The following is a 20,308-nucleotide window of genomic DNA, read 5'->3' as shown; positions in this document are numbered from 1 at the left end:
TTTCCAGGGGCCGGGTGGTCGGCCGGTGCGTGAGCCCGGCCGACCACCGTGGGTCCGGGTTATTTGACCGTGTACCCCTGTGAGGTCGCGTACTCCGTGACGGCCTTCTGGTACGTCGCGAGGGCATCCGCCGGCGTGGCGGCACCGCTCGAGACCGAGTTGACGGCCTCGGTGAGCTTGTCGTACGCGAGGTTCTGGAACGGGCTGACCTGGAAGCCGCTGTAGTCGTTCGCGGCGGCGAGGAAGACGTCCTTGTTGATCTGCTGGCCGCCGAAGAAGTCGTAGGCGCGATCGGTGAAGTACGAGGAGGTCAGGATCGGCTTCCAGAGCGGGAAGAGTGCGGCCTTTTCAATGCCGAGCTTCCAGGCCTCTTCGGTTCCGAAGATGTCCTTCGCGACGGTCGCGGCGGCATCCTTGTCCTTGGCCTGGCTCGTCACAGAGAAGGCCGATCCGCCGATGTTGACCTGCTTGGGCGTTTCGCCTGCCCACTGCGGGATCGGGGCAGCCTGCCAGACGGCACCGCTCTCGGCGCCGGTGAACCCGGCGAGGTAGCCGGGCAGCCAGGCCGCCGCGATCGTCGAAGCGTATGTGCCGTCGACGAGGTGCGTGTTGTAGTCGGTCGTCGACGCGTCCTCTGTGCCGACAAGGCCCTTGGAGACCAGGTCCTGCCAGTAGGTGAGGACCTTGAGGCTCGCGGCGTCGTTCAGGTCGACCGTGACGTTCGTTCCGTCGACGGTATAGGGAATCGAGCCGGCCTGCGCGAAGAGCGCCTGCTGGTATGCCCGGCCATTGCCGGCGAAGTCGGTGATCATCGAGGTCGATCCGGCATCCTTGAGGGCCTGCGCGGCGGCCGCGTATTCTTCCCAGGTCGTCGGAACCGCGATGCCGTACTTGTCGAAGATGTCCTTGCGATAGAGCATGCCGACCGGTCCGCCGTCGACGGGGATGGCGTAGACGCCTGCCCCGCTGGACTCGTCGGCCCAGGCGCCCTCGGAGTAGTTCTGCTTGATGTCGGCCGTGTAACTCGTCAGGTCGGCGAGGGCGTCCCGCGGGATGTAGCTCTGCACGACCTCGGTCTCGAGCATGATGACATCGGGAGCACCCGAGCCGGCCTCGATGGCCGTCGAGAACTTGGTGTACTCGTCATTGCCCGCACCGACGTTGGTCCAGCAGACCTGCACCTTGTCATGCGTGTTGTTGAACAGGTCGACGACCGATTCGAATTCGGGATACCACGCCCAGACGTTGACCACGGTTGCGGCAGAGTTGACGATCTTGTTTTGGCAGCTTGCTTCGGCCGCCCCGGTTGAGCAGCCGCTGAGCGTTGCGGCGAGCATGATGGCGACGCCCCCCGTTGCCAGAATCTTTTTCACTTGTGTTGGTCCATTCCCGGTGTGCAGACACCCTTGTCTCGGTATTGGCGACGGGATCCGCTGAGCCGATCGCATCGTTTACATCGTTGTAAGTAAACGATGTAACTAGATTCTGTCGAGGCGGACATCGATTTGTCAAGCGGTCTGACCCAGATCGTCACAGGCTGCCGTGATCAGGCCGGATCCCGCCCACCGCCTGCCATACAACGTTGTACTATGCGAGGAGACGAACGCTGCTGCGAACGTCGCCCGAATCGGAAGGGGCTCCATGGCGGCAACACTGCACGATGTGGCACAAATCGCCGGAGTCTCGATCAAGACCGTCTCCAACGTGATCAACGATCACCCCCACATTCGCCCCGCCACCAAACAGCGGGTGCTCGAGGCCATCGCCGAGCTCGACTACCACCCCAATCTCTCGGCACGCAGCCTGCGTTCCGGACGGACGGGCATGATCGGCCTCGCCCTCCCCGAGTTGTCCCTGAGCTACTTCGCCGAGCTCGCGGATGCCGTGATCCGCTCGGCGGAGCGCCATGGCGTCACCGTCCTGATCGAACAGACCGGGGGAGACCGGGACCGGGAGATCGGCCTGCTCTCGAGCCCCCGGCGCCAGCTCACCGACGGCCTGATCTTCAGCCCTCTCGGCATGGGCAACGACGACGCGGACTTCCTGCGGGTCGGCTACCCGCTCGTGCTGCTCGGGGAGCGGATCTTCAAAGGGCCGACCGACCACGTCACGATGCGCAACGTCGATGCCGCGAGGGCGGCGACCGAACACCTGATCCGGCGGGGACGGCGCCGGATCGCGGTGGTCGGTGCGCACGAGGGCGAAGTGATCGGCTCGGCCGGCCTGCGCCTGCGCGGGTACCGGGAGGCCCTCGAGGCCGCCGGAATTCCCTTCGACCCCGCCCTGATCGGGTTCACGACCCTGTGGCACCGCTCGAACGGCGCCACAGCGACGCGGGAGCTGCTCGCCTCCGGCGTGGAGTTCGACGCCGTGTTCGGACTCAACGACACCCTGGCCCTCGGCGCCATGCGCGTGCTCCAGCAGGCTGGGCTGCGCATCCCGGAGGACGTGGCGCTGATGGGCTTCGACGATCTCGACGAGACCCGGTACAGCCTTCCGACGCTCTCGACGGTCGATCCCGGGAGGGCAGAGATCGCCGAGACCGCCGTGCGGGTGCTGCTCGAACGGATCAATGCCACCGCCCCGGAGGCGCCGAGAGAGTTCCTGGCCGACTTCCGGGTGATCGAGCGTGAGTCCTCGGGATCGCGCGAACCGGTGACCGTGCCCGGGGCATCCGAAGAGCGAGGACAGGAATCATGACGAGCGAGACCACGACGGCGGGACCCAACCCTGCGCCGAGCGGCGAGCAGTACGAGATCGCGGGACACGGCTACCGCGCGGTCGTGACCGAGATCGGCGCGTGCCTGCGCCTGCTGCAGTACGAGGGGCGCGACCTGGTCGTGAGCTTTGACCGGGACGAGGCCATGGTCGGCTTCCGGGGCGCTCTCGCGGCACCCTGGCCCAACCGGATCGCGGACGGTCGCTACCCGGTAGACGGAGTGGCCGTGCACGTGCCGGTCAACGAGCCGTCGCGGGACTGCGCGCTGCACGGGCTCGTGTTCGACCGGGCCTGGCGGCTGCTCGCGCAGGCTCCCGGCGAGGTCGTGCTCGGACTCAGGCTGCCCGCCGGTCCCGGCTATCCTTTCCAGCTCGACTTCACGGCCCGGTACGCGCTCGCCGCGGATGGACTGACGACCACGATCGAGGTGTGCAACTCCGGAGCGGGCACCGCGCCGTATGGCGTGTGCCCGCATCCGTACCTGCGCGCGGGGGATTCCCCGCTGGACAGCTGGACGCTCAGGCTTCCGGCCGACCGGTTCCTCGAGGTCACACCGGACCGGCTGCTGCCGGTCGGAGTCGTCGACGTCGCGGCCGGCGACGGTGCCTTCGACTTCCGGGAGCCCCGGGTGCTGGGTGCGACGGAGATCGATCACGCGTTCACGGGCATCATCCAGGACTCCGGCGGGCGCGCGACACTCGAACTGCGGGAGGCCGACGGACGCGGTGTGGCCATGAGCTTCGGGCCGGAATGCCCGTGGCTGCAGGTGCACACCGCGGACCTGCCGCTCCCAGGGGTCACCCGGCTCGGCCTCGCGGTGGAGCCGATGACGTGCCCTCCTGACGCGTTCAACTCCGGCATCGACCTCGTTCGTCTGGCGCCAGGAGACACCCACGAGGCGAGCTGGCGGATCAGCGCGCTCTGACCCGGCAGGCGGGGTGGGTCGGAGCAGGTGGGTCAGACGCGGTGGGCGGCGTACTGCGAGCGGATCACGGGGCGGAAGTCGATCGCCGGCTCCGCCGCGAGCGAGATGCGCCACTCCGGTCGCGCTCCCGTCAGCGCCCACGCCGCCTGCACGGCTGCGCCGTCGGCGACATACTCGCCAGGGGCCGGAACGACGACGGGGTTGTCGAAGAGCTGCGCCGCGATGCCGCGGACGGCCGGGTTCTGCGCCGCGCCGCCGATCAGGAGCACCCGGGAGACGACGACACCCTGGCCGCGCACGGCCTCGAGGCCGTCGGCGAGCCCGCAGAGCAGGCCTTCGATCGCCGCGCGGGCGAGGTTCGGCCGGGTGGTCGAGGCGAGGGTGAGCCCGAAGAGGGTCGCGGTCGCGTTGGGCAGGTTCGGGGTGCGCTCGCCTTCGAAATAGGGCTGGAGCACGAGGCCGTTCGCGCCGGCCTCCGCCTCGAGGGCGAGTCGGCCGAGCTCGTCGTGGTCCACGCCGAGGAGTCCGCGCACCGCGTCGAGCACGCGCGCGGCGTTGAGCGTCGCGACGAGCGGAAGGAAGAGCCCGCTCGCGTCGGCGAACCCCGCGACCGTGCCCGTGGCATCCGTTGCCGGGGTCGCGGTCACCGCGAAGACGGTGCCGCTCGTGCCGATCGATACGATGACGTCGCCGTCGCCCGCTCCGAGGCCGAGGGCGGCGCCCGCGTTGTCGCCGGCGCCGACGCCGACGACGATGCCGGCGGGTACCCAATTCGACGGGGATTCCAGGTCGGTGAACGATGCACTGGTCGTCTCAGGTGTCGAATCGGCACGATCTCCGTCGAATTCGTCAGGGGAGGCGAGGCTGAGTGCGACCGTCTCTCCGGCGATCTCACCCGGGCCGAGCACGCGCGGCAGCACGGCCGCGTGCCCGAGGGCGCGCTCGAAGAGGTCGAGGTCGTACTCGCCCGTGATCGGCGACCAGTAGCCGGTGCCGCTCACATCGGAGCGGTCCGTGGTCAGCGCCGTCAGGTCGGGGCCGAGAGGGCTCTCGTCGGCCGGGCCGAAGCCGCGCAGCCGCCAGGTGAGCCAGTCATGGGGGAGCGCGACCGCGGCGACGCGCGCGGCGTTGCCCGGTTCGGCGTCGCGCAGCCAGCGCAGCTTCGTCGCTGTGAACGACGCGACCGGCACGAGGCCGGTGCGCTGGGCGTATTCGGCGGCGCCGACCTCGTCGATCAGCTCTGCGGCTGCGGGGGCGCTACGGGTGTCGTTCCAGAGCAGAGCCGGGCGGATAACGCGGCCGTCGATGTCGAGGACGACCATGCCGTGCTGCTGGGCCGCGATCGAGATCGCTGCGACATCGCCCAGTCCGCCGGCGTCGGCGACGGCGGCCTGCAGGGCCTCCCACCACTTCTGTGGGTCGACCTCGGTCCCCTCCGGATGCACGGCGCGACCGCTGCGAACGAGCGCACCGGTTTCCGTGTCACGAACGACGACCTTGCAACTTTGGGTCGAGGAATCGACTCCGGCAACCAGTGACATGACTACATTCTCCGCTTCGAGAGGGGGTGGGGTGCGAGTGAGGACGTGCGGGCGCGGCGTGCGCGAACGCGCCCCGGCCGGTTTGTCCCGCCCCCCAGATGAGCGTGACACGCCGGCCGGGGCGCGCAGGTGATGCTGTGCTAGTTGCGGGCGCCGAGCAGGTGCTCGAGGGCCAGCTGCTGCAGGCGAACGAAGCCGAAGCCCTTGCCGCCGAAGTACGCGTCGGTGTCGAAGTCTTCGTAGGAGGCGCGGTCGGCGAGCAGGTCGTCGTAGGTCTCGCCTTCGCCGAGGGTCGGCAGCGCGAGGTCGGGCACCTTGGCCGCGGCGAGCATCTGCTGCACCTCGGGGTCGGCGCGGAAGGACGCGGCGCGTTCCTTGAGCAGCAGGTACGTCTGGATGTTGGCCCTGGCGGAGTCCCAGACGCCCGTGATGTCCTCGGTGCGGCTCGGCTTGTAGTCGAAGTGGCGAGGGCCCTCGTAGGTCTGGCCACCGTTCGGGCCGCCGTTTTCGAGCAGGTCGACGAGAGCGAAGGCGTTGTGCAGGTCGCCGTGGCCGAAGACGAGGTCCTGGTCGTACTTGATGCCGCGCTGGCCGTTGAGGTCGATGTGGAAGAGCTTGCCCTGGTACAGCGCCTGGGCGATGCCGGCGGCGAAGTTGAGCCCGGCCATCTGCTCGTGGCCGACCTCGGGGTTCACGCCGACCAATTCGGGGCGCTCGAGGGTCGTGATGAACGCCATCGCGTGACCGATCGTCGGCAGCAGGATGTCGCCGCGGGGTTCGTTCGGCTTGGGCTCGATCGCGAAGCGAATGTCGTAGCCCTTGTCGGTGACGTAGTCGCCGAGCAGGTTGACGGCTTCGCGGTAGCGGGAGAGGGCCGAGCGGATGTCCTTGGCCGAGTCGTACTCCGCGCCTTCGCGCCCGCCCCACATCACGAAGGTCTTCGCGCCGAGTTCGGCCGCGAGGTCGAGGTTGCGCAGCACCTTGCGGAGGGCGAAGCGGCGGACGCTGCGGTCGTTCGAGGTGAAGCCGCCGTCCTTGAAGACGGGCTCGCTGAACAGGTTCGTCGTGATCATCGGAATGATCAGGCCGGTGTCTGCACACGCCTGCTTGACGCGGTCGATCTGCGACTGGCGCTTCTCTTCCGTGCAGCCGAACGGGAACAGGTCGTTGTCGTGGAAGGTCAGGCCGTACGCCCCGATTTTCGCCAGGTTCTCCACGGCGTCGACGACGTCGAGCGGCGGACGAGTCGGCCCACCGAAGGGGTCAGCGCCGTTGTAGCCGATGGTCCAGAGGCCAAAGGAGAATTTGTCTGCGGGGGTGGGCGTGATGGCCATGAGGTTCCTTGTCTGTCAGCGACGTTGATGATTTGTTGTATCTATAAACATATTAGGGGAAAAGCGGATGCCGCGCTACCGTCATCCGGCAATCGGTGCGACCGGAACGGGCCGGTCGGGCGGGGCTTCAGCGCGGGGCGACGGTCGCCGCGGCCACGAGGGCGCGGGTGTGGTCGACGGTGCGCACGGGCCCGGTGAGCCGCAGGTTGAGGGGTGCGGCGACGAGCGCGCTCGAGTGCCCGAGCCGCAGCTCGAGAGCACCGGGTTCGACGATGCGGTCGCCGTCCCTGCCCGTGAACGCGGACAGGTCGGCGTGCACCGTGAACTCGACGCGTGCGCTCGCACCCGCATCCAGCTCGACCCGCGCGTAGCCGATCAGCCGGTTCACCGGGCGCACGACCGAGGCGACCGGGTCGTGCAGGTAGAGCTGCACCACGTCGGCCCCTGCGAGGGCACCCGCGTTCGTGACCGTGAGCGTGACCGTCGTTGCGGCATCCGTGGTCATCGAGGCCGCGCCGATCGCGGCATCGGTCCACTCGAATCGGCTGTAGCCGAGACCGTGGCCGAAGGGGAAGCGTGCGGTCGGGTCGAGGTTGGAGACCTCGTTCCGGCTCCCGAGCGGCGCGGCGAGGTACCCGCCTGGCTGGCCGCCCGCGTGGTTCGGTACGCTCACGGGCAGCCGGCCGGACGGGTTGACCCGGCCGCTGATCACGCCCGCGAGTGCCCCGGCGCCCTCCTCGCCGGGGAAGAACGACTGCAACACGGCCGCTGACCGTTCGGGTGCATCGTGCAGGAAGTAAGGGCGTCCGGCGACGAGCACGGTCACGACGGGGGTTCCGCTCGTGAGGACCGCGTCGAGCAGCCGCCACTGCCGACCGGGCAGTTCGAGCGACTCGGCGTCGCAGCCCTCCCCGCTGGTCCCGCGCCCGAACAGTCCGGGCCGGTCGCCGAGCACGATGATCACGAGGTCGGCGTCGGCTGCGGCACGTGCCGCTGGCGCGATGCCGGCCTCGTCGGTCCCATCGACGGTGACGCCGGGCGAGTATGTCACGGTCGCCAGGGGGTACTCAGTGCGAACTGCTTCGAGCACGGTGCGGATTTCGATTCCGATCGGCACCTCGGGGTGCAGGGTGCCGACGTGGCCGGGGAACGAATAGCAGCCGAGCAGGTTGAGCGCGTCGTCGGCATTGGGGCCGACGACCGCGATCCGCAGCGGTGAGCCGGTGGATGCCGGCGCGAGCGGCAGCAGGCCGTCGTTCGTCAGCAGCACAACCGATTGTTCGGCGATCCGGCGCGCGACGCTCCGGCTCGCGGCGGGATCAAGATCGACCCGCCCGCGCACGGCCTCGACGTCGGCGAGGTCGGTCTCGGTCCAGCCGGCCGGGAGCGGCGACCAGTCGGCGTCGAGCAGGCCGAGGTCGAGCTTCTGCAGCAGCACGCGCCGGGCTGCGCGGTCGATGTAGCCGGTCGGGAGCCGGCCGGCCTCGATCTCGGCGAGGAGCGGTTCCGCGAAGGTCTTGACGGTCGGCAGCTCAACGTCGACGCCGGCGCGGAGGGCCTGCACCGCGGCATCCCCCCAGGTCTCGGCGATCGCGTGCAGGGTCTTCAGGAAGGCGATGCCGAAGTAGTCGGCGACGACCGTTCCGGTGAAGCCCCAGGTGTCGCGGAGGAGCCCGGTGAGCAGGGTCGGGTCTGCGGCGGTCGGCACGCCGTCGATGTCGGTGTACGCGTGCATCACGGAGCGGACCCCGCTCTCGCGCACCGCCATTTCGAACGGCGGGACGAGCACGTCGTTGAATTCGCGGCGGCCGATCGAGACGGGGGCGAGGTTGCGGCCGGCCTTCGATGCGGAGTAACCGATGAAGTGTTTGAGGGTCGCGACGATGCCGGCGGACTCGAGACCGCGCACATAGGCGGTCGCGATGGTGCCGACGAGGATCGGGTCCTCTCCGATGGTCTCCTCGACGCGGCCCCAGCGGGCGTCGCGTACGACGTCGAGAACGGGGGCGAGGCCCTGGTGCACCCCGACGGAGCGCATGCTCGCGCCGATCCGGCCCGACATCTCCTGCACGAGGCCGGGGTTGAAGGTCGCGCCCCAGGCCAGCGGCACCGGGTATGCGGTCGCGCCCCACGCGGTGAAGCCGGCGAGGCACTCCTCGTGGGCGAGGGCGGGGATGCCGAAGCGGCCGGCCGCGACGATGCGACGCTGGCTGCGCGCGAGGGAGACGACGCCGACGGCGGCGTCGACGGGCCCGGAGCCGAACGGCCGGGTCAGCTGGCCGAGGCCGTGCGGCAGGAGGGCGTCGAGGTCGAGGACGTCCTCCATGTCGTGCTGGTACGGGGCGACGCCGCCGCCGTCGTTGGAGGCGCCGACCCAGACTCCGTAGAGCTGGGCGACCTTCTCGCGCAGGGTCATCGCGGCGAGGAGGGTGTCGACGCGCTCGGCGGGGGAGCGCGCGGTGTCCTGCCAGGCGTGCGGCGCTGCATCCACCGAGGAAGGGGCTGGGGAGAGTGTGTCGGTCATGATTACTTGCCTCCGACGCCCATGAGGCCCTGAACAAGGGCGCGCCGGGCGAATAGGTACACGAAGAGAACCGGGAGTATCGAGAGCAGCACGGCCGCCATCAGCCCCGGAATGTTGACACCGTACTGCGACTGGAAGTCGAACAGTCCGAGGGTGATCACCTTGGTCGAGGCCGACTGGGTCAGGATCAGGGGGAAAAGGAAGCCGTTCCAGGCCTGCAGCGCGGAGAAGACGATGATCGTCGAGATGCCGCTCTTGGAGAGGGGAAGCACGAGCTGGAAGAAGCTGCGCATCGGCGTCGCACCGTCCATGGCCATGGCCTCGTAGAGCTCCGGGGTGATGTCGCGCATGCTGCCGGTCAGGATCAGGGTGCAGATCGGCAGGCAGAACGCCGCCGTCGGCAGGATGATGCCGATCAGGCTGTCGTAGAGCCCGGCGACCGAGATCAGGTAGAAGATCGGCACGATGACGGCCTGGGCCGGGATCGCGAGTCCGAGCAGGAAGGTGCGGAAGATCAGCGAGATGCCCCGGCTGCGGCTGCGGACGACCGCGTAGGAGAGCGGTGGGACGACGAGCACGACGATCGCGACGACGCTCACCGTGACGATGACGGTGTTCCACACGTAGGTGAGGAACCCGCCCGTGACGAGGGCGCCGAAATTGTCGAGGGTGAACGAGCTCGGCAGAGACAACGGGCCGGCGGATGCGTAGCCCTGCTGCGTCTGGATCGTCGCCGTGACCATGACGTAGATCGGGACGAGGACGATCAGGAGCCAGATGATGCTGCCGGCCCCGGCGAAGTAATTCGGTCTGGGCTTCATCAGATGCCTTCCTGGGCGCTGTTCATCTTGTCGTAGCCGGTCGCCCTGACCATGATGAGCGAGATGGCCGTCGCGATGACCACGAGGACGAGCGCGATCGCGCTGCCGACGCCGAAGTCGAAGGACTGGAACGCCTTCCGGTACATGTAGTACGGCGTGATGGTGGTGTCGGTGCCCGGCCCGCCCTTGGTCAGGATGAGCACGGTGTCGAAGGTGGTGAGGCCGCCGACGACCATCAGGATGCCGGAGGTCACGATGGTGTTGCGCAGCTGCGGCAGGGTGATGCTGAAGAACTTGCGCATCGTGCCTGCGCCGTCGATCTCGGCGGCCTGGTAGAGCACGGGCGGGACCGACCGGGCAGCGCCCTGGTAGAGCAGGGTGTGCAGCGGGGTGAACTGCCACGCGCCGACGAAGGTCAGCACGGCGATCGCGCCGGCCTGGCTGCCGAGCAGGTTGCCGTCGCCGCCGAAGATCCCGGCCAGCTGGCCGGGGATGCCGAAGTTCGGGTCGAGCAGGGCCCGCCAGAGCACCGAGACGGCCGCGGAGGAGAGCAGCAGCGGGATGAAGTAGATCGCGGAGAGGACGGCGCGGTTCTTCTGCTGTCCCGCAGCCCAGACGCCGAGCAGGATGCTGAGCGGGGTCTGGATGACGACGCCGAGCAGGGTGAGCAGGGCGCTCAGCCAGAGGCTCTGCATCATGACCTTGTCGCCGAGGAGCTTGTTCCAGTTGTCGAGCCCGTTGAACTCGGGAGAGCCGAGGCCGCTCCAGCTCGTGAAGGACATCACCGCGACGCCGATGAGGGGGACGATCGCGAAGAGGGCGAAGAAGATTGTGGCGGGGAGGGCCCAGGCGAAGCCCGGGCGGCCCACGTTGGGGCCGCCCGAGTGCCGTGAGCGCCCGGTGGTTGGACGCTTCATGGTCAGTTACCTAGAGTGCCTGCATCGCGGAGATGAAGCCGGCGACGTCGAGCTTGCCGGTGAAGAACTGCGAGACCGCGGTCTTCATGTCGGCGGATGCCGACTGGGGGTAAGCCTGGTCCCAGGAGAGCTGGAACGCGGGTGCGTCCTTGACCAGGTTGAACTGGAAGGTCGCGTATGCCGGGTCGGCGGCCTGGTCGAGGAACTTCTCGGTCGTGGTCGTCGTGGGGAGGTTGCCGATGCCGAGCTGGGCCTGGACGAACTCGTCGGAGTACATCAGCTTCAGGAAGTCGCGGGCGGTGTCCGGGTAGCGGGTGGCCTTGATGACCGAGTAGTAGTTGTTCGTGTTGCCGACGAGGTCGGCGCCGTCACCCTTGCCATCGGCGATCGACGGGAAGCCGGTGTAGCCGAGGTTGGCTTCGGTCCACGCCTTGTCCGCGGTCTGCTGGGTGGAGTACTCCCACGAGCCCATGAGCTCGAAGGCGGCCTTGCCGGTGCGGAGCAGAGCGGGCGAGCCGCCGTCGACGAAGCTCACGGAGTCGAAGTTGGTGCCGAAGGCGCCCGCGTCGATGAGGGACTTGAGCTTGGTGAGTGCTGCCTTGCCGTCGGCGGAGTCCCAGACGGTGGTGTCGCCGCCGATGGCCTTCGTGAGGAGGTCGGGGCCGGCGACACGGTCGAAGAGGTACTCGAACCACATCAGGGTCGGCCACTGGTCGGCGCCGCCGAGGGCGATCGGGGTGATGCCCTTCGCCGTGAGGACCTTGACGTCGGCGAGCAGGTCGTCCCACGTCTTCGGGGCGGTGATTCCCGCATCCGTCAGGACCTGCTTGTTGTTGAACAGGATGACCGGCTGGGTGCCGCGCATCGGGATGCCGTACGGCACGCCGTCGATCGCGGCGGCGTTGAAGACCGAGGGCAGGAAGCTCGACTCGAGGGCCGGGTCCGACTTGATCATGTCGGTGAGGGGGAGGAGGAGGTTGGCCTTCACGAACGGCTGGATGCTGCCGCCGCCCCAGTTGAAGAAGACGTCGGGCGCCGCGTCGGTGCTGATGATCGTCTGGAGCTTCTGCTGGTAATTGGCGCCGGGGATCCTGTCGAGGATGACCTGGACCTTGGAGGTGGCGTTGAATTTGTCGACCATGGCCTGCTCGACGGTGTTGCCCGCGTCTCCGTAGACGGCGACGTGGATGACATTCTCCGGACGGTTGCTGTTGGCTGTGCTGCCTGATGCGCCGGAGCACGCGGAGAGCGTGACTCCCAACGCGATTACTGCGGATGCGGCGACGGCTCGTTTGAGCCACCTGCTCGTGTTCGACATTGAACGCCTCTCGAAAGTTTCGGCGAAGTTGCCGAAAGTGATTAGGATGACTGGAGTCTATGGCGCAGGGTTTGTTGCGTCAAGCGACAAACCAAACGGATGCACGGAGCCGAGGCTTCGGGGAAGAATGAGGCCATGTCGATCGTCGAAGAAAGCCGGGAGAGTCCGGACCGCGTGACCCTGTCGGCGATCGCCGCGCTCGCGGCCGTGTCGCTCTCCACCGTGTCCAAGGTGCTCAACGGCCGCGGCGACGTCGCCCCGGCGACGCGCACCCGGGTCGAAGAGCTGCTCTCCCGCAACGGGTACAGCCGCCGCGGCGACGCCGCAGCTTCCGCGCCGTTGCTCGAGCTCGTCTTCCACGAGCTCGAGAGCGTCTGGGCGATCGAGATCATCCGCGGGGTCGAGCGCGTCGCGCGGGCGAACGGGCTCAGCATCGTCCTCACCGAGAGCGGCGACAGGCACGCGCCGTCCGTGGAATGGATCGACGGCGTGATCGCCCGCAATCCGGTCGGCGTGATCCTGGTCTTCTCGGACCTCTCAGGGGAGCAGAAGCAGAAGCTCGCGACCCGCGGTATCCCCTTCGTGGTCGTCGACCCGGCGGGGGAGCCGACCCCGGACGTTCCCTCGATCGGCTCGGCGAACTGGTCGGGCGGCCTCGCGGCGACCCGGCACCTCATCGACCTCGGGCACACCCGGATCGGCATGATCGGGGGTCCGGTCGACATGCTGTGTTCGGTCGCGCGGATCGGCGGGTACCGTGCCGCGCTCGAAGCGGCCGGAATCGCCTACGACTCCTCCCTCGTGCTCGACGGTGACTTCCACCCGGAGGGGGCCCGGGTGCGCGCGGTCGAGCTGCTCGACCGGCCGGACCGGCCGACCGCCATTTTCGCGGGGAGCGACCTCCAGGCCATGGGCGTGTACGAGGCGGCCAGGGCGCTGGGGCTGCTCATCCCTGCCGATCTCTCGGTCGTCGGCTACGACGACCTCCCCCTCGCCCGGTGGGTCGGGCCGCCGCTCACGACGATCCGGCAGCCGCTCACCGAGATGGCGGAGGCCGCGGCGAATCTCGCGGTCAGCATGCGGCATTCCCCTGGCGGCACCGTGCAGCGGATGGATCTTGCGACGAGCCTCGTCACGCGGCACAGCACGGCCCCTCTCGCCTGACTCCCAACCGATTCGACGGACTCTTCTGGTCCATTTCGCGGGGGAGCGGGTGTGAAGGGCTTTCCGGGCAGAATCCCCGTCGAATCGGTTCGGTCAGGGCGTGGCGGATGCCGTCGGCACGTAGTCGAAGCCGGTGACCGTGACCGGGTGGCCGGGCTCGCCGCTCACGAAGGGCCCGACGACGGTGCCCACGAAGCCGCCGGCGCGCTCGGTCGTCAGGAGGGCGGCATCCGTCACGGCGACGACGCGCGTCTCGCCGGCGACCGTGACCGTGAAAGCGACCCCCGCCGCAGACAGCTCCGCGGTGAGGTCGAGCAGGGAGCCCGGTGCGACGGGGTCGAGCGGCACGCTGCCGAGGACCGTGTCAGCCCCGTCCGCGCGCGCGATCGCGGTCGCAGTCCAGCCGGCCGGCGCGTGCGCGAGCTCGATGCGCAGGCCGAAGTTCTCGCTCTGCCGCAGGGCGAGCCCGGCCGTGACCCCGGGGTACGGCAGCACCAGGCGGAGACCGGCCCGCACGTCGGGATGCCGCAACCGGTACCCCAGGAACGCGGCCGGCGTCCTCGTCGCGGGTCGTGGCGCCGATGTCGACCCGGCCGGGTCCGGGGCCGGCGGCGCAGGAGGCTCGAGGTGCAACTCTGCCGCAGAGGTGTGCGCTCCCGGCACCGGCCCGCGCACGCCGAGCCAGTGCGCCGCGAGCGGCCCGACCGGGAATGTGTCATGCAGTTCGGCCGGGGTCGGCGCATCCGCGCTCGTGAACGGTGTGCTTCCGCGCTCGCCGAGCCGGCCTGCACCCGGGTTGACCACGGGCCAGCCGGACTCCCAGGCGACGGGCGCGAGGAAGGTCTCCCGTCCGAGCACGTGCCCGCCCGCGCGGCTGCGCACGCCGAGGGCGAGGGCCCACCAGGAGCCGTCCCCTGCCTCGACGAGGTCGGCGTGCCCGACGTTCTGCACGCTCGCGGTGGCTCCCAGCTGGCGGTGGCTGAGGATCGGGTTGCCGGGGTTCCCGACGTATGGGCCCGTGACGGACCGGGAGCGGGCGACCGAGACGGCGTGGTTCCGTTCGGTGCCGCCCTCGGCGGCGAGGAGGTAGATCCACCCGTCGTGCGCGAAGAGGTGCGGGCCCTCCGCCCACACCGCCCCGGCAACCGCGCCATTCCAGAGGATGTGCTCCTGGCCGAAGAGTCGCCCGGCGACCGGGTCGAGCTCGCGGAGCCAGATCTCGGTCTGGCCGGGGTATGCGCCGGGTTCGACGAGGCGGCAGCCGGCCCACCAGACCCTGCCCTCGTGGAAGAAGACCGTCGGATCGATGCCGCGCGCGCCCTCGAGGAACACCGGATCGGACCAGGGCCCGGCCGGGTCGGTCGTGGTGAGGAAGAACGACGCGTCCGCCGCGCCGCCGACGACGGTGCAGGCGAGGAAGAAAAGACCGTCGTGATGGCGCAGGGTCGGCGCGTAGAGGCCGCCGGAGTCCGGCACCCCGGCGAGGTCGAGCAGGCCGGCCTGCCCGGTGCGGTCGATCGCGTGGCCGAGGGGTGTCCAGGTGACGAGGTCGGTGCTCGAGTGCAGTGGGAGACCGGGGAAGTACTCGAACGACGAATTGGCGAGGTAGAAGGTGTCGCCGACCCGGCAGACCGAGGGATCGGGGTACATTCCGGGCAGGACCGGATTCGCGAAGACCGTCATGCTTGACCACCCTAGTGACCGGACCGTCGGCATCCGTGACCCCTGACCCGTTTAAGTCGATTCTCACAACAAATCCGGGACGGGGTGGTTCTGGTCCGTTGGTTCATGGGTCAGACTGTGCGACAAGACATTTATTATCGGGAAGCGAGGTCGGCGCCATGGCGAGCATCCACGATGTTGCGCGGGTTGCCGGTGTCTCGATCAGCACGGTGTCCTACGCGCTGTCCGGCAAGCGGTCGATCGCGGCATCCACGCGCGTGCGCGTCCTCGATGCCGTGGAGAGTCTCGGCTATCGTCCGAACGCGGGGGCCAGGATGCTCGCGGGCACCCGCACCAACATCTTCGCCCTCACGGCGCCTTTTCACGCGGACACCTATGCGCCGGCCCACATGGCCTTCGTGCTCGCGGTCGCGCAAGCCGCCCGCGAACACGACTACGACGTGCTGCTGCTCACCCAGGACGAGGCGACGAGCGGACTGCGCCGGGTGGCGTCGAGCAGCCTCGTCGACGGCATCATCGTGCTCGACGTCGCGGGCGATGACGACAGGGTCGCGGTCATCCGCGAGCTCGGCGTGCCGGCGACCTTCATCGGGATTCCCCGGGATGCTGCCGGTCTCGTCTGCGTCGACCTCGACTTCGAGGCCGCTGCGGCGCTCGCGGTCGAGAAGCTGGTGGCAGCCGGGCACCGGTCGATCGGCCTGATCGGGCACTCTCCCGGCGTCTATGCCCGCGGCTCGAATTTCCCGCCCCGGTTCCGCGACGGTTTCTTCGCGGCCGCTGCGGCCCACGGGGTCGAGACGGCGTTCGTGATGCCCGAACGGGACGGCCCGAGCGTCCGGATCGCCCTCGATGCGCTCTTCGCGGAGCGCCCGGACATGACGGCGCTCGTCCTCCATGCCGAGGAGAGCATACACACCGCGGTTCTGGACGTGCTGCGGGAACGCGGCCTGCGGGTGCCGCGGGATCTCTCCGTGCTTGCGGCCTGCGCGAGCTTCGAGACCGATCACTTCGAGCCTCCGCTCGACACGATTCCGCTCGTCGCCGCCGACTCCTGCTGGCGCGCGGTCACGCTCGCGATCGAGCAGGTGAGCGGTCCGATCGAACCCCGTATCGAGCTCGTCCCTCCGCGTTTCTACGAGCGCGGCTCGATCGCACCGCCGCCGGATCGGCCAGGGGCCTCCCCGCGATCCTGACCCGCTCCCGACCCGGGAAGCCGGGTCCCACCACCGGATCTTCTCCGGGAACGGTGGGGAACGCTCCGGGACCTGTACCCTCCAAGTGGGGGAGCTTCGACGGGTTCCCGTGGTCGCATTCCTCGGGCAAAGGTGACGATGGACGACTACGAGGCACTCGTGGCAGAACGGGACCTCCTGCGAACCGCAATCGACCGGATCCCCGCCCTGATCGGGCACTGGAACAACGACCTCCGTTGCGACCTCGCCAACACCGCGTACGGCATGCTGCTCGGCGGCGACGCCGCGGCAATGCGCGGCCGGCATATCAGCGAGGTGCTCGGCGCCGAGCTCTACGCGAGCAACTTTCCCATGGTGCGTGGTGCACTCGACGGAATCCCGCAGCATTTCGACCGGACCCTCGTCGACGCCGGTGGCGTGACGCGCCACCTGCAGGTCGACTACCAGCCCGACATCGCCGGAGGCTTCTTCGTGCAGGTTGCCGACGTCTCCGAGCGGATGGCGGCGCAGCAACGTCTCGGGGAAGTGCTCGAATTCCAGAACGCCGTCCTCGAGACCACCCCCGACCTGATCACGGTGTTCGACCTTGACGAGGAGAAGCTTCTCTGGGCGTCGAAGTCCCTGAGCGAGACCTACGGCTACAGCGTCGAGGGCCTGTCGGATCCCGCGGAGCGGGACCGCGCCGTTCCAAGCGAAGACCGGGGCATCTACCGCGCTGCCCAGGAGCGAGTGCGGCTGGCCCTCGATCACGAGGTCGTGCACTGCCGGCACCGGATGGTGACCGCCGACGGGCGCAGCCTGTGGGTCGAGCGCGGACTCACCCCGTTCAAGCGCAACGTCGAGGGCCGCGTCACGCAATACCTGAGTGTGTCGCGCGACATCACGGGACTCGTCCACGCAGAGCGCCAGCTCGACAGGGCCGCGAACCACGACGACCTGACCGGCCTGGCCAATCGCCGGCAGTTCATTTCGGCCCTCGAGGAGGCCGTCGGCCGGGAGTCCGGTGAGGTGGCGCTGGTCTACTGCGACCTCGACGACTTCAAGTCCATCAACGACCGGCATGGTCACGCCGTCGGCGACACCGTGCTCTGCCTGGTCGCCGAGCGACTGAGTGCCGTAGTCCGGCCCAGCGACCTCGTCGCGCGCCTCGGCGGAGATGAATTCGTCATCCTGATCACCGGCGGGATTCCCGAGGCGTCCGCCCTCGTCGAGCGCATCACCGAGCGGATGCGCCCCGTGTTCCCGATCGGAGACCTCACGCTCGCCGTCCGGGCCAGCATCGGCGTGGCCATCGGGGCCCCCGGCGCGAGCGCGGAGGATCTGTTCGCGCGGGCGGACGCCGACATGTACCGGATGAAGCCGGGTACCCCGCGGCGCGCTCTCCGTGCGCGGGTGCGCCGCGCCGCCGTCGGTCGTCGATGACGTCCCTGAGGTGTCGCATATCGATGTTCAACCCGCGTGTGAACCTCGATATGCGACACCTCAGGTGGAGGATCCGGGGGATCGCGGCCGGGCCGGATGCTCGCGCGACGCGGATATGTTGCGAATATCAACAAACAACTTGTGCCCGCATCCGCAGGCCCCTATGCTTCAAAGCGACCCACTGTCGAAGCGTTTCGGCGGGCGATAAGCACAGCAATTATCGAAGCGTTTCGATTCGCTCGCGCTCGGGTCGTCATCGGCGACAGGAATCGGTGTCGCCACTACAAGGAGGTAGAAAGTGAGATTAGGAAAGCGCGCCCTCGCTGTCGTCGCAATGACGGCAGCAGCGGCACTCTTGACCGGCTGCGCAAGCGGTTCAACCGGCGGATCCACGAGCGCCAGCTCGGCTGGCCCCGTCGACGGCACGGGGAAGACCCTGACGCTCTGGGACTTCGAGTCCGATACCAGTGCGATGGGAATCGCCTGGAACGAGGCGATCAAGGTCTTCGAGAAGGAGACCGGCGCGAAGGTGAAGTTCGAAGCGAAGAGCTTCGAGCAGATCCGTTCGACCGCGAGCCAGGTCCTCAACTCCGACCAGGCCCCCGACATCCTCGAGTACAACAAGGGCAACGCCACCGCCGGCCTGCTCGCAAGCCAGGGGCTGCTCAGCAACCTCGACGACTACGTCAGCCAGTACGGCTGGGACGCGAAGCTCGCCCCCTCCCTGCAGACCACCGCCAAGTATGACGAAAACGGCATCATGGGCTCCGGCTCCTGGTACGGCGTTCCGAACTACGGCGAATTCGTCGAGGCCTATTACAACAAGGACATGTTCGCGAAGTACAACGTCGCGATCCCGACCACGCAGGCCGAGTTCGAAGCCGCACTGAAAACCTTCAAGGACGCCGGGATCACCCCGCTGGCGGAGTCGGCAGCCGAGTACCCGCTCGGCCAGCTCTGGTACCAGCTTGCGCTGACCAAGGCAGACCGCAGCTTCGTCAACGACTACCAGCTCTACACCGGTGACGTCGACTGGCAGGGCAAGGAACTGACCTACGCGACCAACACCATCAAGGACTGGACCGACAAGGGCTACATCTCCAAGGACGCCACCGGGACCAAGGCAGAGGATGCCGGCACCGCGTTCATCGCTGGGACGAACCCGATCTTCTTCTCCGGCAGCTGGTGGTACAACCGCTTCACGACAGAGATCAAGGGCTTCGATTTCGGCACCTTCCTCTACCCCGGCGCCACGATGTCTCCCGGATCCAGCGGAAACATGTGGGTCGTCCCCGAGAAGGCCAAGAACAAGGACCTCGCCGCCGCATTCATCGACATCACGATGCGCCCGGAGATCCAGGCCCTGATCGGCAACAACGGTGGCGTCCCCGTCGCCGCGAACGCCTCGGACATCACGGACCCGAAGAGCCAGGAACTGATTGCCAACTTCAACACGCTCACCGCGCGCGACGGCATCGGCTTCTACCCCGACTGGCCCACCCCGACCTTCTACGACCAGCTGAACGCCGGCCTGCAGGAGCTCATGAACGGCACCAAGTCGTCCAAGGACGTCCTGACCGAACTCGGCACCGAATACAACGACGGCATCAAGGACATCAAGAAGTAGTCCGCCGCGGGTCGCGCCTCCCCGGCGCGACCCGCACCCCCCTCTTCCTGCCGCGCAGGCCCGGCGTCGTGGCTGCGCGGCAGACCCCTGAACTGAAGAAAGGCAAGGCGATGGTTATGACAGCCCCGCTGGCCACTGAGACAACCGAATCGCACCCGCCCCGGCCGGGCAAGCCTGCGGGCAAGCGCGTTCGCCGCGCACCCGTGCAGAGCCTCATCCCCGGTGCGGGCGGCAAGGGTTTCTGGCTCTACCTGGTGCCGGGCCTGCTCCTGCTCACCATCATCGTCCTGGTTCCGCTGGGCTGGAACTTCTTCCTGACCTTCACCAAGTACCGCGGTATCAAGCCTCCGGTCTGGATCGGCCTGGACAACTGGACCAAGCTCTTCGGCGACGACGTGTTCTGGACCTCGTTCGGGAACTCGATCGCCATGATCGTGGCCATGGTCGTCGTCCCGACCCTGCTCGGCCTCGTGCTCGCGGCCATGCTCTTCGACCTCGTCGGCAAGAAGTTCGGCGGCAAGATCGCAAGCTTCCTCCGCGCCACCTACTACCTCCCGCAGATCCTGCCGACCGTGATCGCGGCGATCGTGATCGGCTGGATCCTCCGCCCGGAGAAAGGTGCCCTCAACCAGGTGCTCGGCGCCATCGGACTCAGCGGCCTCGAACACAACTGGCTCGGCAGCCCGGACACCGCGATGGCCTGCATCATGGTCATCATGATCTGGGTCCAGCTCGGCTACCCGATCGTGATCTTCATGGCCGCCCTCCAGCGCGTCGACCCGGAACTCTACGAGGCTGCGGAGCTCGACGGCGCCAACTGGTTCCAGCGGTTCCGCGCCATCACCGTCGGCATCATCCGCCCGGAGATCTTCGTCGTGACCCTGACCTGCACGATCGCAGCCCTCAAGGTGTTCGGCCCGATCTACGCACTGACCCGCGGCGGGCCGGGCACATCGACCATGGTGCCGAGCTACTACTCCTACAGCGAGTTCTTCCAGAACCAGCAGGTCGGCTACGGCGCAACGATCGCAACCGCCCTGACCGTCGTGGTCGCCATCGTCGCGATCATCTTCATCACTTTCCAGACCCGGCTCGAGCGCCAGGACGAGGAGCGCTAGCC

15 protein-coding genes are annotated in these 20,308 nt (G+C 68.3%); 7 read left to right on the top strand and 8 right to left on the bottom strand.

Annotation, left to right across the window (positions count from 1 at the left end):
• Positions 1-59 precede the first annotated feature (59 nt).
• Complete coding sequence (locus E3O46_RS10600) at positions 60-1,373, bottom strand: ABC transporter substrate-binding protein (protein WP_166787286.1); 1,314 nt, start codon at positions 1,371-1,373, stop codon at positions 60-62.
• 268 nt (positions 1,374-1,641) lie between these two features.
• On the opposite strand from E3O46_RS10600, the gene E3O46_RS10595 reads away from it, so the two are divergent.
• A complete protein-coding gene (locus tag E3O46_RS10595) occupies positions 1,642-2,700 on the top strand; it encodes a LacI family DNA-binding transcriptional regulator (protein WP_134561670.1) in 1,059 nt (352 codons plus the stop codon).
• A complete protein-coding gene (locus tag E3O46_RS10590; protein ID WP_134558042.1) occupies positions 2,697-3,644 on the top strand; it encodes an aldose 1-epimerase family protein in 948 nt (315 codons plus the stop codon). The genes E3O46_RS10595 and E3O46_RS10590 overlap by 4 nt, the downstream gene beginning before the upstream one ends.
• A 32-nt stretch (positions 3,645-3,676) precedes the next feature.
• Here E3O46_RS10590 and E3O46_RS10585 read toward each other — a convergent pair whose 3' ends face one another.
• The 6 genes from E3O46_RS10585 to E3O46_RS10560 all read right to left on the bottom strand — a co-directional run bounded on the left by E3O46_RS10585 (position 3,677) and on the right by E3O46_RS10560 (position 12,099).
• Positions 3,677-5,185 carry a xylulokinase gene (locus E3O46_RS10585; protein ID WP_134561669.1) on the bottom strand — a complete coding sequence of 503 codons (1,509 nt, stop codon included), beginning with the start codon at positions 5,183-5,185 and terminating at the stop codon, positions 3,677-3,679.
• Positions 5,186-5,325: 140 nt separating this feature from the next.
• Positions 5,326-6,519, bottom strand: a complete 1,194-nt coding sequence (gene xylA, locus E3O46_RS10580) for a xylose isomerase (RefSeq protein ID WP_134446831.1) — start codon at positions 6,517-6,519, stop codon at positions 5,326-5,328.
• Between the two features lie 127 nt (positions 6,520-6,646).
• A complete protein-coding gene (locus E3O46_RS10575; protein ID WP_134561668.1) occupies positions 6,647-9,043 on the bottom strand; it encodes a beta-xylosidase/alpha-l-arabinosidase in 2,397 nt (798 codons plus the stop codon).
• A 2-nt stretch (positions 9,044-9,045) separates the two neighbouring features.
• Positions 9,046-9,864, bottom strand: a complete 819-nt coding sequence (locus tag E3O46_RS10570) for a carbohydrate ABC transporter permease (protein WP_134561667.1) — start codon at positions 9,862-9,864, stop codon at positions 9,046-9,048.
• Positions 9,864-10,781 carry a carbohydrate ABC transporter permease gene (locus E3O46_RS10565; RefSeq protein ID WP_134558039.1) on the bottom strand — a complete coding sequence of 306 codons (918 nt, stop codon included), beginning with the start codon at positions 10,779-10,781 and terminating at the stop codon, positions 9,864-9,866. The genes E3O46_RS10570 and E3O46_RS10565 overlap by 1 nt, the downstream gene beginning before the upstream one ends.
• Positions 10,782-10,791: 10 nt before the next feature.
• A complete protein-coding gene (locus tag E3O46_RS10560; RefSeq protein WP_134561666.1) occupies positions 10,792-12,099 on the bottom strand; it encodes an ABC transporter substrate-binding protein in 1,308 nt (435 codons plus the stop codon).
• 135 nt (positions 12,100-12,234) lie between these two features.
• Here E3O46_RS10560 and E3O46_RS10555 point away from each other — a divergent pair, with 135 nt between their 5' ends.
• Positions 12,235-13,263, top strand: a complete 1,029-nt coding sequence (locus E3O46_RS10555) for a LacI family DNA-binding transcriptional regulator (protein WP_134446841.1) — start codon at positions 12,235-12,237, stop codon at positions 13,261-13,263.
• A gap of 93 nt (positions 13,264-13,356) precedes the next feature.
• Here the strand turns inward: E3O46_RS10555 and E3O46_RS10550 are convergent, their stop codons facing one another.
• Positions 13,357-14,946 (bottom strand): glycoside hydrolase family 43 protein, encoded by a 1,590-nt coding sequence (locus E3O46_RS10550; RefSeq protein WP_241987387.1) that lies wholly within the window; start codon positions 14,944-14,946, stop codon positions 13,357-13,359.
• A 158-nt stretch (positions 14,947-15,104) separates the two neighbouring features.
• Between E3O46_RS10550 and E3O46_RS10545 the strand changes: the two genes are divergently transcribed.
• The 4 genes from E3O46_RS10545 (at position 15,105) to E3O46_RS10530 (ending at position 20,306) form a co-directional block, all read left to right on the top strand.
• Positions 15,105-16,139 (top strand): LacI family DNA-binding transcriptional regulator, encoded by a 1,035-nt coding sequence (locus E3O46_RS10545; RefSeq protein ID WP_134446845.1) that lies wholly within the window; start codon positions 15,105-15,107, stop codon positions 16,137-16,139.
• Positions 16,140-16,277: 138 nt separating this feature from the next.
• Positions 16,278-17,561: a sensor domain-containing diguanylate cyclase gene (locus E3O46_RS10540; protein ID WP_134561664.1), complete on the top strand. Its 1,284-nt coding sequence runs from the start codon at positions 16,278-16,280 to the stop codon at positions 17,559-17,561.
• Between the two features lie 334 nt (positions 17,562-17,895).
• On the top strand, positions 17,896-19,188 hold the full coding sequence (locus E3O46_RS10535) for an extracellular solute-binding protein (protein ID WP_134446913.1): 1,293 nt from the start codon (positions 17,896-17,898) through the stop codon (positions 19,186-19,188).
• Positions 19,189-19,304: 116 nt separating this feature from the next.
• Positions 19,305-20,306, top strand: coding sequence for a carbohydrate ABC transporter permease (locus E3O46_RS10530; RefSeq protein ID WP_134561663.1), 1,002 nt, complete (start codon positions 19,305-19,307; stop codon positions 20,304-20,306).
• Positions 20,307-20,308 lie beyond the last annotated feature (2 nt).

This window comes from Cryobacterium glucosi (assembly GCF_004402235.1).
Classification (GTDB): Bacteria; Actinomycetota; Actinomycetes; order Actinomycetales; family Microbacteriaceae; genus Cryobacterium; species Cryobacterium glucosi.
This window is presented reverse-complemented; position numbering and strand designations above follow the sequence as displayed.

Excerpts from the sequence above, each read along its gene's own strand:
- E3O46_RS10595 (WP_134561670.1), top strand. The coding sequence starts at position 1,642 with ATGGCGGCAACACTGCACGATGTGGCACAAATCGCCGGAGTCTCGATC.
- E3O46_RS10590 (WP_134558042.1), top strand. The coding sequence starts at position 2,697 with ATGACGAGCGAGACCACGACGGCGGGACCCAACCCTGCGCCGAGCGGC.
- E3O46_RS10585 (WP_134561669.1), bottom strand. The coding sequence starts at position 5,185 with ATGTCACTGGTTGCCGGAGTCGATTCCTCGACCCAAAGTTGCAAGGTC.
- xylA (WP_134446831.1), bottom strand. The coding sequence starts at position 6,519 with ATGGCCATCACGCCCACCCCCGCAGACAAATTCTCCTTTGGCCTCTGG.
- E3O46_RS10575 (WP_134561668.1), bottom strand. The coding sequence starts at position 9,043 with ATGACCGACACACTCTCCCCAGCCCCTTCCTCGGTGGATGCAGCGCCG.
- E3O46_RS10570 (WP_134561667.1), bottom strand. The coding sequence starts at position 9,864 with ATGAAGCCCAGACCGAATTACTTCGCCGGGGCCGGCAGCATCATCTGG.
- E3O46_RS10565 (WP_134558039.1), bottom strand. The coding sequence starts at position 10,781 with ATGAAGCGTCCAACCACCGGGCGCTCACGGCACTCGGGCGGCCCCAAC.
- E3O46_RS10560 (WP_134561666.1), bottom strand. The coding sequence starts at position 12,099 with ATGTCGAACACGAGCAGGTGGCTCAAACGAGCCGTCGCCGCATCCGCA.
- E3O46_RS10555 (WP_134446841.1), top strand. The coding sequence starts at position 12,235 with ATGTCGATCGTCGAAGAAAGCCGGGAGAGTCCGGACCGCGTGACCCTG.
- E3O46_RS10550 (WP_241987387.1), bottom strand. The coding sequence starts at position 14,946 with ATGACGGTCTTCGCGAATCCGGTCCTGCCCGGAATGTACCCCGATCCC.
- E3O46_RS10545 (WP_134446845.1), top strand. The coding sequence starts at position 15,105 with ATGGCGAGCATCCACGATGTTGCGCGGGTTGCCGGTGTCTCGATCAGC.
- E3O46_RS10540 (WP_134561664.1), top strand. The coding sequence starts at position 16,278 with ATGGACGACTACGAGGCACTCGTGGCAGAACGGGACCTCCTGCGAACC.
- E3O46_RS10535 (WP_134446913.1), top strand. The coding sequence starts at position 17,896 with ATGACGGCAGCAGCGGCACTCTTGACCGGCTGCGCAAGCGGTTCAACC.
- E3O46_RS10530 (WP_134561663.1), top strand. The coding sequence starts at position 19,305 with ATGACAGCCCCGCTGGCCACTGAGACAACCGAATCGCACCCGCCCCGG.